This is a genomic window from Bacillus sp. N3378-2at, assembly GCF_033412715.1.
Taxonomy (GTDB): Bacteria; Bacillota; Bacilli; order Bacillales; family Bacillaceae; genus Bacillus; species Bacillus subtilis.
In genome coordinates this window covers 221,087-237,713 of record NZ_CP117986.1, presented here as the reverse complement: position 1 = coordinate 237,713, position 16,627 = coordinate 221,087, and the positions used below count along the sequence as shown (strand labels likewise).

Annotated in this window: 18 protein-coding genes; 10 read left to right on the top strand and 8 right to left on the bottom strand. The window is 41.3% G+C overall.

The features are described 5' to 3' along the window. Positions 1-5: 5 nt before the first annotated feature. Together PUN35_RS01175 and PUN35_RS01170 are read left to right on the top strand one after the other, a co-directional pair. The gene (locus PUN35_RS01175; protein ID WP_014480384.1) at positions 6-203 is read left to right on the top strand and encodes a hypothetical protein; all 198 of its coding nucleotides are present in this window, start codon (positions 6-8) and stop codon (positions 201-203) included. A gap of 15 nt (positions 204-218) precedes the next feature. After that, positions 219-518, top strand: a complete 300-nt coding sequence (locus PUN35_RS01170; RefSeq protein ID WP_014480385.1) for a spore coat protein — start codon at positions 219-221, stop codon at positions 516-518. 262 nt (positions 519-780) lie between these two features. On the opposite strand, the gene adhR is transcribed toward PUN35_RS01170, so the two are convergent. After that, positions 781-1,203, bottom strand: coding sequence for an aldehyde stress transcriptional regulator AdhR (gene adhR / locus PUN35_RS01165; RefSeq protein ID WP_014480386.1), 423 nt, complete (start codon positions 1,201-1,203; stop codon positions 781-783). A 182-nt stretch (positions 1,204-1,385) separates the two neighbouring features. On the opposite strand from adhR, the gene PUN35_RS01160 reads away from it, so the two are divergent. The 3 genes from PUN35_RS01160 (at position 1,386) to yraA (ending at position 3,402) form a co-directional block, all read left to right on the top strand. Beyond that, positions 1,386-1,580, top strand: a complete 195-nt coding sequence (locus PUN35_RS01160) for a carboxymuconolactone decarboxylase family protein (protein ID WP_014480387.1) — start codon at positions 1,386-1,388, stop codon at positions 1,578-1,580. A 130-nt stretch (positions 1,581-1,710) separates the two neighbouring features. Then, the gene (adhA, locus tag PUN35_RS01155; protein WP_014480388.1) at positions 1,711-2,760 is read left to right on the top strand and encodes an NAD(P)-dependent alcohol dehydrogenase; all 1,050 of its coding nucleotides are present in this window, start codon (positions 1,711-1,713) and stop codon (positions 2,758-2,760) included. A 132-nt stretch (positions 2,761-2,892) separates the two neighbouring features. Beyond that, positions 2,893-3,402 (top strand): cysteine protease YraA, encoded by a 510-nt coding sequence (gene yraA, locus PUN35_RS01150; RefSeq protein ID WP_003229836.1) that lies wholly within the window; start codon positions 2,893-2,895, stop codon positions 3,400-3,402. A gap of 43 nt (positions 3,403-3,445) precedes the next feature. On the opposite strand, the gene sacC is transcribed toward yraA, so the two are convergent. From sacC to levR, 6 genes are all read right to left on the bottom strand, one after another. After that, a complete protein-coding gene (gene sacC, locus PUN35_RS01145; RefSeq protein WP_033881349.1) occupies positions 3,446-5,479 on the bottom strand; it encodes a levanase in 2,034 nt (677 codons plus the stop codon). A 156-nt stretch (positions 5,480-5,635) separates the two neighbouring features. Further along, a complete protein-coding gene (levG, locus tag PUN35_RS01140) occupies positions 5,636-6,463 on the bottom strand; it encodes a PTS fructose transporter subunit IID (RefSeq protein WP_003229834.1) in 828 nt (275 codons plus the stop codon). Positions 6,464-6,484: 21 nt separating this feature from the next. Beyond that, on the bottom strand, positions 6,485-7,294 hold the full coding sequence (levF, locus tag PUN35_RS01135) for a PTS fructose transporter subunit IIC (RefSeq protein ID WP_014480390.1): 810 nt from the start codon (positions 7,292-7,294) through the stop codon (positions 6,485-6,487). Positions 7,295-7,310: 16 nt separating this feature from the next. After that, positions 7,311-7,799: a PTS fructose transporter subunit IIB gene (gene levE, locus PUN35_RS01130; protein ID WP_004399158.1), complete on the bottom strand. Its 489-nt coding sequence runs from the start codon at positions 7,797-7,799 to the stop codon at positions 7,311-7,313. Further along, complete coding sequence (levD, locus tag PUN35_RS01125; protein WP_014480391.1) at positions 7,799-8,239, bottom strand: PTS fructose transporter subunit IIA; 441 nt, start codon at positions 8,237-8,239, stop codon at positions 7,799-7,801. Before levD ends, levE begins: the two co-directional genes overlap by 1 nt. 189 nt (positions 8,240-8,428) lie before the next feature. Beyond that, complete coding sequence (gene levR, locus PUN35_RS01120) at positions 8,429-11,236, bottom strand: transcriptional regulator LevR (protein ID WP_014480392.1); 2,808 nt, start codon at positions 11,234-11,236, stop codon at positions 8,429-8,431. Positions 11,237-11,792: 556 nt separating this feature from the next. Between levR and PUN35_RS01115 the strand changes: the two genes are divergently transcribed. Further along, the gene (locus PUN35_RS01115) at positions 11,793-11,933 is read left to right on the top strand and encodes a hypothetical protein (RefSeq protein ID WP_121517033.1); all 141 of its coding nucleotides are present in this window, start codon (positions 11,793-11,795) and stop codon (positions 11,931-11,933) included. Between the two features lie 38 nt (positions 11,934-11,971). Continuing rightward, positions 11,972-13,360 (top strand): amino acid permease, encoded by a 1,389-nt coding sequence (locus PUN35_RS01110; protein ID WP_033881345.1) that lies wholly within the window; start codon positions 11,972-11,974, stop codon positions 13,358-13,360. A 94-nt stretch (positions 13,361-13,454) separates the two neighbouring features. On the opposite strand, the gene PUN35_RS01105 is transcribed toward PUN35_RS01110, so the two are convergent. Further along, positions 13,455-14,087: a LysE family transporter gene (locus PUN35_RS01105; protein ID WP_003229828.1), complete on the bottom strand. Its 633-nt coding sequence runs from the start codon at positions 14,085-14,087 to the stop codon at positions 13,455-13,457. Between the two features lie 154 nt (positions 14,088-14,241). On the opposite strand from PUN35_RS01105, the gene PUN35_RS01100 reads away from it, so the two are divergent. The 3 genes from PUN35_RS01100 (at position 14,242) to rsiV (ending at position 16,620) form a co-directional block, all read left to right on the top strand. After that, entirely contained in the window at positions 14,242-15,069 is an 828-nt protein-coding gene (locus PUN35_RS01100) for a TrmB family transcriptional regulator (RefSeq protein ID WP_014480394.1), read from the top strand. Between the two features lie 193 nt (positions 15,070-15,262). After that, positions 15,263-15,763 carry an RNA polymerase sigma factor SigV gene (sigV, locus tag PUN35_RS01095; protein ID WP_014480395.1) on the top strand — a complete coding sequence of 167 codons (501 nt, stop codon included), beginning with the start codon at positions 15,263-15,265 and terminating at the stop codon, positions 15,761-15,763. Continuing rightward, positions 15,763-16,620, top strand: coding sequence for an anti-sigma-V factor RsiV (rsiV, locus tag PUN35_RS01090; protein ID WP_014480396.1), 858 nt, complete (start codon positions 15,763-15,765; stop codon positions 16,618-16,620). The genes sigV and rsiV overlap by 1 nt, the downstream gene beginning before the upstream one ends. Positions 16,621-16,627: the final 7 nt, after the last annotated feature.

Here is a 16,627-nt window from a genome sequence, read left to right as displayed (position 1 = left end):
TAGAAATGGAATACGCCTTACATGAAGTGCTTGAGGTTCAGGAAATGACTGCTTTTAAGACACTTTGTTTGACGAAATCTAAAACAATGAAAGCACTGGTATCTGATCCGAAGCTTAAAGAAATCATGCAGCAAGACGTTGACATCACCACACGGCAGCTGCAGGAGTTCGCCTCTATTTTATCTAATGCAAAGCACGAATGAGGAGATGAATAAATCATGAATCCTATCATAGAATATCTGACTGGCATGAATGTTCTGACAGACCAAATCATCGCTATGGACTTATTAATTTCAGCAAAAAACGGAGTCAGAAATTATGCGATGGCAGCCACTGAAGCCGGAACACCTGAAGTAAAAGAGGTCCTTATCCGCCATTTGGAAGAAGCCCTTGATATGCACGAACAACTCTCGAGCTATATGATGGAAAAAGGCTGGTACCATCCTTGGAACACTGACGAACAAGTCAAGCTGAATTTACAAAATATTGATACAGCGATTCAATTGCCGACCCTTTAACATACAATGACTGATTTGCTGAGGAACAGTATTGATTGGCCACAACTGTTCCTCAGCTTCAAAATGAGCACTGTTTGTTCGGGTCCTATGACCGTAAATAGATTAACCGCTTTTCTCCATCTGATCTCCGATAATGTTTGCAAATTCTCCAATCCAAATAAGGAATCGTAACCACCTCTTTTTATGCGATCTCTTGATGGAGAAAACAGGCCAGAAACAAAATCCTTCGTTTTTGACCTGCCCTCTTCACACGCAAAGAATGCTACCTTCTTTGCTCCACTGATCCGTGAAGACTTTCCGTTTTAGGCCTGCTTTTGAGTTTTGCCTCGTTTTCGCGCAATTTCCCATCATAATCTTTAATTTTTGTGTCTAATCTTTTAATTGTTTCATCAATTTCTTTCCGCTTCTCTATCAGCCGCTGTCGTTCGTCAGCCAGGATATTTTTTCGAGCTTCTACTGTACGGTCACCTTCGGTAAATAATGTTGTATATTCAATTAGCGCTTCTATCGATAGTCCCGCATTTCGCATGCATTTAATGAATTCAATCCATTTGATATCTTCTTCATCATAGTCGCGAATGCCGCTGTTTTTTCGTTTTACAGGCGGGATTAATCCTACACGTTCGTAATATCGGAGTGTTGCGGCTGTCAGGCCAAACTGCTTTGCCACCTGAGCAATATTCATGATCTTCACCTCTCTATCCTGTATGTTGTGAAGGTAACACTTAAAGTTAACTTTAAGTCAAGCTCAAAACAAGTGGTTAGCTGCTGAATCTGGGTTTATATATTCGGGACTTGCCTTAAAGCACACTTTAAACTCTATACTTCTCCATGCACTAAAAACAGTGTAGTTGGAGGGATTGTTGAATGGCAAATAAACACACTGCCGGAAGAGAACAATTAGGAGAATTTGCGCCAAAGTTTGCTGAACTTCATGATGATGTTCTATTCGGTGACATTTGGGCAAGAGAAGAAGAACTTTCATCCCGGGATCGCAGCATGATTACAGTTTCTGCATTAATTGCTGACTGTTTCTCAGCTTATAAATCAGGTTCATTTTAAATGGTTTTAAAAAAAAACCCTTGCCTTAAAGCAGACTTTAAGGTTTATCGTTATGTTGAAGACACCATAAAACATAAATAAGTGCATGTTTTTATTTACAACACTTATGATGAAGAAAGGATAGGTTCGTATGTGTAATCAACATCAAACCCGTGTATTAAGCGTGTCACATGCAAAAGCCAAATTTGAACAAACGACGATTGAGCGAAGAGGATTACGGCCGCACGATGTCTTAATCGATATTAAATTCAGCGGTATTTGCCATTCAGACATTCATAGTGCTTTTGATGAATGGGGCGGTGGCATCTTCCCAATGGTGCCAGGACATGAAATAGCCGGTGTCGTAACAGCCGTTGGAGCAGAAGTCACCAAATTTGCTGTCGGGGACCGCGTTGGTGTCGGCTGTTTTGTTGACTCATGCGGAGAATGCGAATACTGTCTAAACGGAGAGGAACAGTTCTGCACGAAGGGTGTTGTTCAAACGTATAACTCAGTAGACTACGACGGAAACCCCACTTATGGCGGGTACAGCCAAAAAATCGTTGTCACTGACAGATTTGTTGTTCGAATCCCAGATCGTTTGGAAATGGATGTTGCCAGTCCGCTGTTGTGTGCAGGTATCACAACATATTCTCCGCTGAAACACTGGAATGTTGGCCCGGGTAAAAAAGTTGCGATTGTAGGCGTGGGTGGCCTTGGACATTTGGCGATTCAATTTGCACATGCGATGGGTGCAGAGGTAACCGTCCTGAGCCGTTCCATGAATAAGAAAGAGGAAGCTCTGGAACTCGGTGCAAATCATTACTTTGCAACAAGTGACCCAGCCACATTCACTGCATTGGCCGGGCGTTTTGACGTGATCTTAAATACGGTATCGGCAAATCTCGATGTAGATGCCTATTTATCAATGCTTCGTATAGACGGGACACTTGTAAACGTTGGAGCTCCTGCCAAGCCGGACACATACAGTGTGTTTTCCCTAATCATGGGGCGCCGCAGCATTGCAGGTTCTCTAGTCGGCGGAATTCAAGAAACTCAAGAGATGCTGGATTTCGCAGCTGAGCATGGCATCGAACCTAAAATCGAAGTCATCGGAGCTGACCAAGTGGACGAAGCATACGAACGTATCCTCCGAAGCGATGTCCGCTATCGATTTGTGATTGATATTTCCACATTGTAATAGGTTAATCCTTATATGGGCTGAACCGCTTATAATGAAACTCACGAAAAACGATCTCGTTAAGCAAATATTTTGAAGGCCGGTCAATCTTCCTGTTATTCTATGAATAGAGAGTTATTAGGAGGGTTTTTTATGAGCAAAAAAATTGCAGTTCTTGTTACAGACCAATTCGAAGACATCGAATATACAAGTCCGGTAAAAGCATACGAAGAAGCTGGCTACAGTGTTGTGGCTATCGATTTGGAAGCCGGCAAAGAAGTCACCGGTAAACATGGCGAGAAAGTAAAGATTGACAAAGCCATCTCTGATGTGGATGCAAGTGACTTTGATGCACTTCTAATTCCTGGAGGATTCTCTCCGGATTTGCTTCGTGCAGATGACCGTCCGGGTGAATTCGCAAAAGCATTTGTCGAAAACAAAAAACCTGTTTTCGCAATTTGCCACGGCCCGCAAGTACTGATTGATACGGATCTTCTAAAAGGCAAAGATATCACAGGCTACCGCAGCATCCGCAAAGATTTAATCAATGCCGGTGCAAACTACAAAGATGCAGAAGTAGTCGTCAGCCACAACATTGTCACAAGCAGAACACCTGATGATTTGGAAGCATTTAACCGCGAATCATTAAATTTGTTAAAATAAAACGAGAAGGCACAGACTGTTCAGGTCTGTGCCTTTTTTAAAATTAAGACTCCTTCGTTACATTCTGAAAGACAGCAGTCGCGTCCCACACATTCAAGCCAAATTGGCCTTCTGAAAATGCGGAATCATGTGCATCAATCACAAGATGATCATCTAAATAGATTTTAAAGCGATCGCCCTCGGCCTCTGTTTTCAGATGATACTTTTTATTAACGTCTATCGGTGTTTTGTATTCAGCAATGACAGAAGCAGCACCGTTCTCAAATTTAAAGAATTTCACTAGGTCATGCTTCGCATCCACATTGGCAAGGTAACCGTTTTTGGCATCTTTGTCAGAGCGAAACATTAGTGCTCCTGCCCCTCTTCCGTTTCCATCCTTAATGGTGATATCAGATTCATAAGTGAAGTCTGACCCGGATGCTGAAGACAAGATAAAGGAATCTCCGTCCGACCTCCCTTGTTTCCCCTCAATTGTGTCGGCCCACGTGCCATTTACAGTCGTCCAGCCGGTCAAATTGGACATAAAAGGTGACGTTCCCCATACCTTTTTCAAAGGGTGTATCGTTAAAGATTTTACCTTTACACCGCCATTTGCAGCATATAATTCAAGCCCTTTGCTTGATCGGTCTGGGAGAATAATATCCGTTATGACCTGCTTTCCGTCATTCCCAAATACTTCAACCGAAGAGCGGTCAACAAAAATGCGCATCTTAACCTTCCCATTTACCGGCTTCAATGGGGCTGTTTCTTTTCCGGTGTTAAAGGCCGGATTAAAGGTGTTGTTGCCCGACTCGCTCCGGTCAACGAACAATTTGGCGTTCCTTCGGTCATAGCCGACCTTCGTAAATTGATTTTCACCTGTTCGGACCTTAAAACCAAATTCAGCAGCTGAACCAGGGCTTACTTTAAATTCTGCATTTATTTCATAGGCATCTCCAGATTGCCCTGCTAACACATTATGACTTGCAGGCGATATGGTCAGATTCTTCCACTTCTTAGAGGTCCCGCGAATGGTTTCCAGCTCTTTCACTGGTGTTTGGACCACTCTAACCCCTTCGGTAAACGCTTTCAATTTTAACTCTCTTGGAATGGACGTTGCACTTCTCCATGGGGATGTCGGAACATCATTCGCATATTGCCAATTGCTCATCCACCCTAACCATAGCCGGCGGCTGTCTGTTGATGGAATATCGGACCAGGATACAGCCGCATAAAAGTCTCTGCCGTAATCCGTCCAGAGAACTTTGTCTGACGGGTTTTCATTTTTAAAATGAGTTCCATCAAAGTCCCCTACAAAATATTGCATGCCTGATCCTCCCGAGACCGCTCCGTTTCCGACACTGACCTGCATGACCCATTTCTTTTGATTCGGATTGCCGTCTACCGGAAGCTCAAATAAATCCGGGCATTCCCATACTCCTCCGTGGCTTCCTTGATCCTGACCAAATTCACTTGCATACGTCCACTGCTTCAGATTTTTTGATGTATAAATGAGGATACGGTCACCGGCCGCAAGCACCATCACCCACTTTTTTTCTTTTTCATACCAAAAGACTTTTGGATCGCGAAAATCTTTTTTACCCGGGTTTGGAATGACAGGGTTGCCAGCGTATTTCGTCCATGTTCTTCCTTTGTCGTTGCTATAGGCAATACTTTGCACTTGATGGCCTTCCTGATCCTGTGTATAAATGGCCACAAGCGGCTTCTCTTTGCCTGTTTGAAAACCGCTTGTGTTATTTTTATCTACAACTGCGCTTCCAGAAAAGATCGTGCCTTTTTCATCCGGATACAGCGCAACAGGAAGGTGTTCCCATGTAACCAAATCTTTGCTGACGGCATGCCCCCAATGCATGGGCCCCCACTGAAGCCCGTATGGATGGTATTGATAGAACAAGTGATATTCCCCGGCATAATATACCATTCCGTTTGGGTCATTCATCCAGTTTGCCTCTGGTGTGAAGTGGTATTGAGGACGGTAATCCTCATCATAGTAGCTTGAATCGGCTGCATCTGCCGAAAATGCCATAGTCAACAGCAGGGTGAACATGATCATGACTTGAATAAGTCTCTTTTTCATTTGTTCCTTCGCTCCTCTCTTCATGTTTGAACACTTTAAAGAGAGACTGCTAAGCAAGCTGGTCCGTTTCTGGCAATTCTCCTCTGTTTCGCTGTTATCCGAATGATTTATATATGAGAAGACTGCTGCAGTTTCTCTCTTTTTCCTTCACACACCTTATGCTAAGAATCCAGCCCAATACCCGAGAATCCCGATGACAAAGATGCCGCAAATAATGAGAAGAGGATTCACCCCTTTGCGAAGCATCCATGCCACCAATAACGTTAATCCGAGAGGCAGCGCCCCCGGCATAATGCTGTCTAGCACGTTTTGTACCGTTTGAACATCTACTTTTCCGCTTTCATCCTTAATCCTGGATACAACGATTGGAATGTTGATGGTGGTCCATTTGGACACGAGAGCCCCCATAACAAATAACCCGAGAATCGAAGCGCCCTCTGTAAGCTTTTGAATGCGATTCCCCGCTAAATCCTGAAGAATCTCCATTCCTTTCACATAGCCATACTTTAATCCGTAATATTTTGTGCTTAATCTTATGGCATTCAGCAAGAAAAAGAATAGCAAAGGGCCGGCAATGTTTCCTCCTAAAGCAAGGGAGGCTCCTAGCGCAGCTAAGACAGGACGAATCGTTCCCCAGAAAATTGGGTCGCCTACGCCCGCTATTGGTCCCATCAAACCAATTTTCATTCCGCTTATCGCTTTTCCGTCAATTCCTTTATTGTTCGCCATTTCTTCTTCCATGGCTGCCGTCACGCCAAATATAGGCGCTGTCAGCCACGGATGTGTATTAAACCATTCCAAATGCCGCTGCAAGGCTTCGTTTCTTTTCGCTCCGGGACCGTACAATTTTTTGATCGCCGGTATCATGACATAACAATATCCCATTGCCTGCACACGTTCGAAGTTAAAGGAACCGAGTAAAAAATTTGAACGAATAAACATGCTGAAAATTTCTTTCTTCGTTAATCGTTTTTCTTTCTCCATTTTTTCTTCCCCCCTCATCGTTTAGGCATCAAGATCATCATCATCGTCATCATAAACAGCAACACTGCCACTGTCTGATGCGGCCGCGACTGCTCCGTGAGCGCTTTGTTTTTGCATCACCTGCTGGTATAAAAGCGCCAGACAGAGACCAAGGGCTCCAAATCCCACTAAGTTAAAATCGGTAAACGCCGCTAATAAGAAACCAATATAGAAAAATGGCTTTAAATAAGGAATATTCATCATATTGATCACCATGGCATACCCGACAACCACAATAATGCCTCCGCCTATTTGCAGTCCTTTTGTAATGACATCAGGAATATTTCCCAGGAACGCCTGAACAGCGCTGACACTAATTAAAGCAACAATCAATGTAGGAATCATGACGCGCAAAGCTTGAAACACCATCGCGGTAATATGCATAATTTCAATTCCTCTTATATTTCCCGCTTTTGCATATTGATCAGCGCGGTGGATGAAAAAGACAGTGATCGTCCGAACAAAAATCGTCAGCGCCTGACCCGCAGCTGCTAAAGCAACAGCGACAGCAATCCCTTCGCCAATTCCCTGATCAGCGGTAATAACTAAAATGGTTGAGATGACAGAGGCGATCGCTGTATCAGGTGCCATGGCAAGCCCGACGTTCATCCAGCCGAGCGCCATCAGCTCCAGTGTGCCTCCAAGAATAATTCCCGTTTTTAAGTCCCCGAGCACCAAGCCAACTAACGTACAGGCCACAAGCGGACGGTGTGTCTGCCCTTCATCCAATACACTTGCGATTCCGGTGATTGCTGCAATGATTAACAACAAAATAATTTGTAATGAAGACATATTCTCATCCCCTTGATTATTTTGTTACGTTCCGTAAAATCTGTACAAAATCCTCACTGGCATCTGAAGGCAGCTGCCTCAATTCCAGTTTCACGCCCTTGTCACTTAATGTTTCAAATGCCTTTATATCTTGTTCTGTGACACTGACTGATTTTGTGATTTGCCTGCGGTGATTTTCAAAACGCATTCCCCCGACGTTTACGGTTTTGATCGGTACACCTGCTTCTATAAGAGATACAATATCGGACGGATTTTCAAACAAGAGCATTGCTGTTACGCCTTCGTAGCGCGGACTATGAAATGCTTTTGCCATTTTAGAAACCGAGACGGCACTCGCCTTTACATTTGAAGGCGCAACAGAAAGGATCAGCGTTTTTCTCATTTCGTCCTGAGCAATATCGTCGGAGACAACGATGATTCGGTCGGCTGCATGGACTTTTATCCACCTTGTCAGGATTTGGCCGTGAATAAAGCGGTCATCGATTCTTGCTAACACAATGTTCATCATAATTCATCCTCTCTTGTATCTTGATTGGCTGTTTTTACTTTTTCTAAATGTTCACTGCACACTTGAAAGCTTTGCTGACTCATTGCTTTTAAGTTGTTCAGCAAATCTTTGAGAGCCAGATGTTCTCTCTGGCTTAATACCTCCAGCAGAATCGGCAGGTTTACGCCGGCTGCCATATCCATTCTTTGATCCTCAGCAATAAAGGAAGCTGCCGCGTTATATGGCGTCCCTCCAAAAATATCGACTAAAAAAAGCACTTCATGTTCTTCCGGGATATCCTTGAGCGCCTGATGATATTTTTCTTGCAGCGTTTGTATTCCTTCCCCTTTAAAAAACGGCACTGCAATCAGGTTATTTTCTTCACCGAATATCATCCCTGAAGATTCTTTTAATGCTATGGGAAAATCTCCATGACCGCTGATAATAACTGAAATCATATCTATTGCTCCTTTCCTGTTTTGTACATCCATATATAATGCAAGGATCGTGCCAACACAGTTGTGTTAAGCGTTTTCATTGTTATTTCAGCCAATCGCAATTTGTTGTTGAAACACTTAAAACGAAAAAAATAAACCTGTATTAAAATGGTGTTCCATTTAATACAGGTTCATATGAAAAAACTGTTTTTAAAACAGCTGGCCATGCACTTCTTCAGCAAATATGGCGGCTATAAATAATTTTTCATCATCACTTATGCGAAGTCCGAGCTTTTCTTCATAAGGGGCTAATGTTCGCTCTGTCACGTACACCATTTCCTTCAGCTGATCATTGATCTCTTCTTCCTCTGAGAAAGCGATCGGATTTTGCTTAATTACCCTTTCAAAGGCGAAAGCCGTGTGCATAATGACTTTGATCAAAACCGCATTATTGAAAATGACCCCCAGCTCATCTTGAACGGTTTGCAGCCACTCCAATAACATTTCGATCACATGATGGGGATTCAAGAAGACAAGGTATTTTTTCAGGCTATCCTCGCAAAGCTCCCTGACAATCATATTTGCTTCGTTCAATCCATTGCTCAAGGGGATGCTTCCTTTTGTAATCGCCTGTTGAATCAGCTTCTCTCCCTCCCCTTCAATTAACACTTCTAAAGATACATGCGGAGCATTGATTTTAGGGTCTTTCGTTCCGACTGTCGCAAGGATTTCATACTCTTTTTCGATTTCTTTTATGCTGTTGGCCAGCTTAATCGATGATACGGTCAATATGTGAATCGGTGTATCGGAGGCCTTGTTTACGATCGTGGTTAGAATGTCTTCCAGCTTTTTGGCCGTCCCGCTCCCCGTGGTGCAGATGGATACCAATGCCTTCTTTTTGCCGGGTGCCGCTGGCTGACGCTCCCACAACTCGATAAAATCCTTCGTGACCGATTGATAGATCGCATGCAAATTTAAATTCAAATAGTTGACCTTTCTGACAGCATCCAGCACCATTGAAGTCGTAACATTGCTGATCGTTTTAATAGAGATGCCTGTCTTTTCCTCCAGCCTGCTTTCCAGCATTGCAAGCGACCCCATATCTACCAGCATTAAAACACCTTCGCCTTCATCAACCTGTTTCATTTTTTCTGCTACGCATTCAAGAATGTCCGAAGGTGAAACAGTAAGCGGCATGTCAACTGCTGCAATCGGCGTACTCCCCAGCAGTTCTGTCGCGACTTCAACCATTGAACTCGCCGTGCTGTTTCCATGAGCAGCCACGATAATACCGACTCTTTTGTTCTCCTTTAACGATTTGATGGAATGAATTAACATCGTTAAGTAGATGACTTCTATTTCAGGAATAGCCACTTTAAAATATTCCTGAATTTTATCTTTAAAAATCATCGCCACCCGATATTCTTTCACATGGGTATCACGAATTTCATCTGTCTCCTGTGTATTCAAAACATCAATTTGCTTTCCTCGCTTTAAAAATGCGTCAATATGCATACTCAAGAAATAAATAAACTTACGGTCAAATGTGCAATCCAGCTCATGTTCAGCTATTTCTTTTAACTGTTTTGTCATTTGAATCACATCATCTTCAACGAATGTCAGCAGGTTGTCTTTTTGAAAAGCTTGATGATGAAAAAAACTTCTGACATGCAAATGGACATCAGTCAAGATGTACTGGTTAATATCCTTTTTGGATAAACCTTCTTTCATAAGCGTTTTCACTTTTTCCTCAATCAAATGATATAAGTTAAATGAGAGGTCTTCGTCAATTTTTGTTGTTTCATCTTCTACAATCGGAGAGATAATCGTTGTAATATTGACATATTCAGAAATGGCTTTGCTTCTTTGCATGTTTTTGCTGCTGGACATCCATTCTTGCTTGATTTCATCAGGCAGATCGCGAACAGTCAGTTCAATAACTTCATTTCTGTCAAGGTTATGCAAAAATCCGTGTGCGCAAACTAACTGGACATTTGATTTCAGCTGTCCGACATTCCCAAATTTCGCAGAGTGAATAAGCGCATTATAGACATCGATATGCACACTCAGATTCTTCTTAATTCGCTCTGCTTCTTTCCCTAATAAAAACGTCGTCAGATCCACTCTTTCTTTAAGTGATCGTTCTTCAAGCGAAGGAATATGTATGGTCATTGGGATTCTTCGCAAAAACGTTTTCAATAGTGCAGAACTCGGATTTTCTGTAGTCGCACAAATAAACAATACGTTCGATGTTCGTTTATGTTCAGATTCTCCAAGCCTGTTATAAGAACCGCTGTCAATAAAATAAAACAGCATTTCTTGTCCCTCGGGAGGGAGACGGTGGATTTCATCCATAAAAAGAATGCCCCCATTGGCCTGTTCGACTAAACCCGCCTTATCCTCGGCAGCACCTGTAAATGAACCTTTTTTGTGTCCGAATAATTGAGAAAGCAATAATTGAGGATTGTTGTAGTAGTCTGCACAGTTAAATGTAATAAATGGTGCGCCGGCCTTCAATATGTCAGAGTAAATGGCAAACTGGTAAATTCGGTTCGCAAAAAGGGATTTACCGGAACCAGTCGGCCCTAGGAGGAGCATATGCAGACCGGTCGGCGGATAAAAGACAGCTGCTTTTGCCTGGGAGATCGCTTTCTTCAAACTCCCTTTTGCCCCTATCATAAGCTCTAGGGGATTCGTGGAAATGTGTTGATGATTTTGCTTTGAATTTCCGGAAAACGCCTGAAGGTCTTTCACTTCCATCATCTCTGTATCCCATTTCTTGTTGAATAATTTTTCTGCTATCTCGACTGGGATGTATCTTACAGGAAACGTTTTAATTTTGATGACCTTTTTGGACCGGACGAGATTGTTCAATTCAAAGCTGACATTGGACCGCTCCATTTTCAGCTGCTCGGCAATCTCCTTTGCTGAATTCCCTTGTATTTTTAAAAGATGATCTAAGGTTGAATCATGAAAATTATGCTTGAGCTGATGGTATATTTTATCTATTCTTCTCACGTCTATCATCCTTTGTCCTTATTAGATAAGCCATTAACAAGAATATTTCGAAACTTTATAGTCCGCGTTGAGATTATCTGCTGATACACGTTTAAAAAGGTCTCTATAGCAGATTGACAAAACTGGCTTTTATGCGTATATGTTTACATGTTGAATCATTTGCATCTCATATTAGTATGATAGATGCTCAGTTCTGGAGGGCCAGTCCCCTTCAAAAGTAATAATCAGTAAACAGTTTATCATTCTTGGGGAATGTAATGATGTCAAAATGATCAATGACAAAAAATGAATCTTATAGATCAGGACGAATTGCCTAAATACAACCCCTTAAGTTCGTTCACAACAAAAAAGGCGGACACTCTATGTGACCGCCACAGTATTACAATTTGCAAAACTTCGTCATTTTTGCAATCCACTTTGAAGGTTAAGAAATCTGTAAGCTTAAAAACTTTATCTCCGATTCTCTCGATTTGATCCCCCCTGCAGGTCTCAAACATAGTGGGTATGCAATTATACAAATCGTTACCGATTAAAACTAGCCTGTCAGATTGTCCAAATGACTTTCCTGTTTTACTCTGCTATTCAGGTAGAATCACGAGTGAAAAATAGAGCCAGAAGACATGTAACAGCACTTAAAATAGTTTTAAAATTTAAAAATAAAAGTATCTATTCTTTTAAATGTTATAATATCCGATAAAACTTTACTCATCTTTTTATTACTGGAGGAAAATAAAATTGATAGGCAATTCTAGCAAAGACAATTTTGGCCAGCAACAGAAATTGTCTAGAGGCCTTAAAAACAGGCATATACAATTAATGGCGATTGGAGGTGCAATCGGTACAGGTTTATTTTTAGGTTCAGGTAAATCCATCCACTTTGCAGGACCATCCATTTTATTTGCTTACTTGATCACCGGCGTATTTTGCTTTTTCATTATGCGTTCGCTCGGAGAACTGCTCTTATCAAATGCGGGATACCACTCTTTTGTTGATTTTGTAAGGGACTATTTAGGAAACATGGCAGCATTTATCACTGGGTGGACCTACTGGTTCTGTTGGATTTCCCTCGCGATGGCTGATTTAACGGCGGTCGGCATTTATACGCAATATTGGCTTCCCGATGTGCCTCAATGGCTGCCGGGTCTTCTTGCGCTTATTATCCTGCTGATCATGAACCTTGCCACCGTTAAACTTTTCGGAGAATTAGAATTTTGGTTTGCATTGATCAAAGTCATTGCCATACTGGCTCTGATCGTAACTGGTATTCTCCTGATTGCGAAAGGTTTTTCCGCAGCTTCCGGCCCTGCCAGCCTCAACAACCTTTGGAGCCACGGCGGCATGTTCCCAAATGGATGGCATGGGTTTATCCTATCGTTCCAAATGGTCGTCTTCGCTTTCGTGGGTATTGAACTTGTTGGACTGACAGCAGGTGAAACAGAAAATCCCCAAAAAGTGATCCCTAAAGCCATCAATCAAATTCCTGTCCGGATTTTACTTTTTTATGTTGGCGCACTTTTCGTGATTATGTGTATCTATCCTTGGAATGTGTTGAATCCAAATGAAAGCCCATTTGTTCAGGTCTTCTCTGCAGTAGGCATCGTTGTGGCTGCCAGTTTGATCAATTTTGTTGTATTAACATCAGCCGCATCAGCTGCAAATAGCGCTTTATTCAGCACAAGCCGAATGGTCTATTCACTTGCAAAGGATCATCACGCACCTGGACTATTAAAGAAATTAACTTCTTCTAACGTGCCAAGCAATGCGCTGTTCTTTTCATCCATCGCCATTCTGATTGGCGTTAGTCTGAATTATTTAATGCCCGAGCAAGTCTTCACACTGATTACAAGTGTTTCTACAATATGCTTCATTTTTATTTGGGGCATCACGGTGATTTGCCATTTGAAATATCGAAAAACAAGGCAGCATGAAGCGAAAGCAAACAAATTTAAAATGCCTTTTTACCCATTATCCAACTATTTAACACTTGCATTTCTCGCGTTCATTCTTGTCATATTGGCACTCGCGGATGATACACGTATTGCTTTGTTTGTCACCCCGGTCTGGTTTGTTTTATTGATTATTTTGTATAAGGTACAAACCCGCAGAGGACATAAGATGAAATAAAAAAAAGACAAGGGATACTCACTCCCTTGTCTTTTTTATGGGTCAAACACTAAATTAAACTTTGGTTGCAAATTTCATTCACTTCATTTAAGTGTTAACTCAAACCAGTTTTGATGCCGAAACCTACTAATATTATTCCGGTAATTTTTTGAAACACTTTCTGGAACTTCGAGTTTTTCATCCATTTTTTTGCGTAATCAATAATATAAACAAGAAACAGGAACCACAACACCGCTAATAAGGTTAGGATTGAAGCTAAAATAATGAGCTGCTGGTTTATATTTCCGTTCAAATTGATAAATTGGGGCATGATTGTAACATACACCAAAACAGTTTTAGGATTGAGAATGTTACTGAGTGATCCTTGCATAAAGGAAGTTTTATAATAACGTTTCGGAGAACTTGCCATATTTTTTGCTTGGGATTGCATGTCATCTAACGAAAACATACTTTTAGCAAAAAAACTTTTTACACCTAAATAAATTAAGTATGCCGCTCCCAAATATTTGATCGTTGTGAAAAGAATCACTGACTTTGCGATCACCACTGATAATCCTAAAATGGCAATCACCGTCCAAAAGGAAAGTCCTGTTGCCAATCCGAGAATGTTATAACGGCCGGCTTTCGGGCCATACCTAAGCGTATTTTTCATCACAAGCATCGTATCTGCCCCCGGTATGATAACCATCATGGCAGCGATCGGTATGTATGCGAGTAAGCTGTGCATTGTTCTCTCCCCCTTTAAAAAATCCCCTTAATCATATAGTGACTACAAAAGTAACTACTTATAAAAAGTGTATCAATGTGTTTGGAATAAATCAATATGGTTTGTTAAAATAGCGATTACTAAGGCAGCGATTGCTCTTTATATTGGAGGATATATGAAAGAAAATATGTTAGACATTTTAAAAAACCTCAATTTTACAGAATATGAATCGAAAGCGTATTTGGCATTATTGCAAGAATCACCTTTAACAGGCTATGCCGTTGCCAAAAAATCCGGAGTTCCCCGTTCTAAAATTTATGAAGTCTTGGAAAGCCTTGTGTTAAGGGGAGATGTTTTTGTCAGTCATGGAAATACGCCTCAGTATGTTCCTGTCCCCGCAAAAGAACTGATTAAAAACCGCCGGCTCAAAGCGGAAGAGCATTTTGATCAGGCTGAGAAATATTTTGAAAAGTTCGAGCAGACTGCTAATGACCGGGAAAACATCTGGAATATCACCGGCCGCAGTGAAATTCTTGAAAAGGTGAAGGCTTGTATTTTATCTGCCAAAAAAAGAATCCTCTTAGAAATATGGAAAGAGGATTTTGAGGAGATAGAAGCAGAGCTCAAACAGGCGGCAGAACAAGGCGTTATTGTCACCATTATTGCGTACGGAGACATCGTATCTGATTTTGCCAATGTTTACCTTCATGATATGAGCAGTGAAATTACAGAAGAGTATGACGGACGGTGGCTTGTCTATAGCGGAGATGATTCAGAAGTCGTAGCGGGCATTGTCTCACTTGGCAACGACAGCCGTGCTGCATGGACGATGCATGTAGGTTTAGTCATGCCTATTACTGAAGTGATCATTCATGATCTGTACCTCATGGAAATTCTGAAAAAGCATAGAGAGCTTTTAGAAGAGAGCTTCGGGAAAAATCTCATCCAGTTGCGCCGTAAATTTTCTATCCATTCAGATTTCAAAAAACATTATTTGGAATAATATTCGCATCGCTTAACCAAAACAAGGCTTGTACAAAACAAGCCTTGTTTTTTTATGCATAAACCCCCCATGCTGATTTACTTCTCTCTTTTAAAAAAATGTGATTCTGCGCAAACTATTTTTCAGCCTGCCGCGTCTATCCTAGGTAACAGCCTACGATATACGTATATTCAAAAAGGAGCCCTTTATTGCAATGAAGAAAAAACAAACAACAAAAGCGTTGCTTGTCACATGCATAACTGACCATAAGCAAGATTTCTACAGGTTGGCTTTCAGTTATGTGAAAAATCAAGATGACGCATTAGATATTGTTCAGGAATCGATAAAAAAAGCGCTGAGCTCAGTTGAAACGGTCAGGAACCCTGAGACGATAAAAAGCTGGTTTTATAAAATTTTAGTGCGGACAGCCATTGATTTTTTGCGCAAACAAAAAAAGATAAGAGTGATGGACGACGAAACGATAGAATTTTTAAGCAAAGGAAAGGAAGACCATTACAAGGATACTGATCTCTATGAAGCGCTTGACGAATTGCCGTACCGCTATAAAACCATTATTATTTTACGTTTTTTTGAAGACCTCAAATTAGAAGAAATTGCGGAAATTACAGGAGAAAACACGAATACCGTCAAAACGCGCCTATACAGAGCATTGAAGCTGATGCGCATTCAGCTGACGAAGGAGGATCTTTCTTAATGGATAAGAGATTACAGCAATTAAGAGAAGAATATAAAAATGTTCCGATTCCTAAAGAATTGGATATCATTGTTGAAAAAGCCCTTCAGCAAGAACCAAAAAAGAAAAGAATCGTCATGTGGCCGACATCAGCAGCAATCGCTGCAGCTATTTTATTCACTGCGCTTGTTAATATCAACCCTGACGCTGCTCAGGCTATGTCAAGGATCCCTGTCATCGGCAAAATCGTCAAAGCGATCACCTTTATTGAAATCAAAGAGGAAAAAGACCAATCAAGCATTGATGTCAAAACACCTGCTTTGTCCGGGCTTTCTAATAAAGAGCTGGAAAACAGCATTAACCAAAAATACTTGAAAGAAAGCCAGCAGCTGTATAAAGAGTTTATACAGTCCACATCCAAAAACAAAAAAGGGCATCTCAGCATCTACAGTGATTACGAGACGGTCACAGACACGCCAGATTTACTCTCTATCCGGCGCAATATTGAAAAAACACAAGCATCTTCCTACACACAAAGCCGTTATATTACAATTGACAAAAAGAATGATATTTTACTTACATTAAAAAGCTTATTCAAAGATGAGCGCTATATTAAAGTCATCAGTCAAAATATTAGAGAGCAAATGAAACAGCAAATGAAGGAAGATCCAAATAAAATATATTGGCTCACTGACGAAGATGCAGAACCGTTCAAAACGATTCTTCCTGATCAGACGTTTTACATTACTGAAGACCATAAACTTGTGATCTCATTTGACGAATATGAAGTCGCCCCCGGCTATATGGGCGTTACCGAGTTTACAATTCCAACAAGCGTCATTTCAAACTTGCTCGTGGGAGAACGTTATATTCGATAAAATAAAA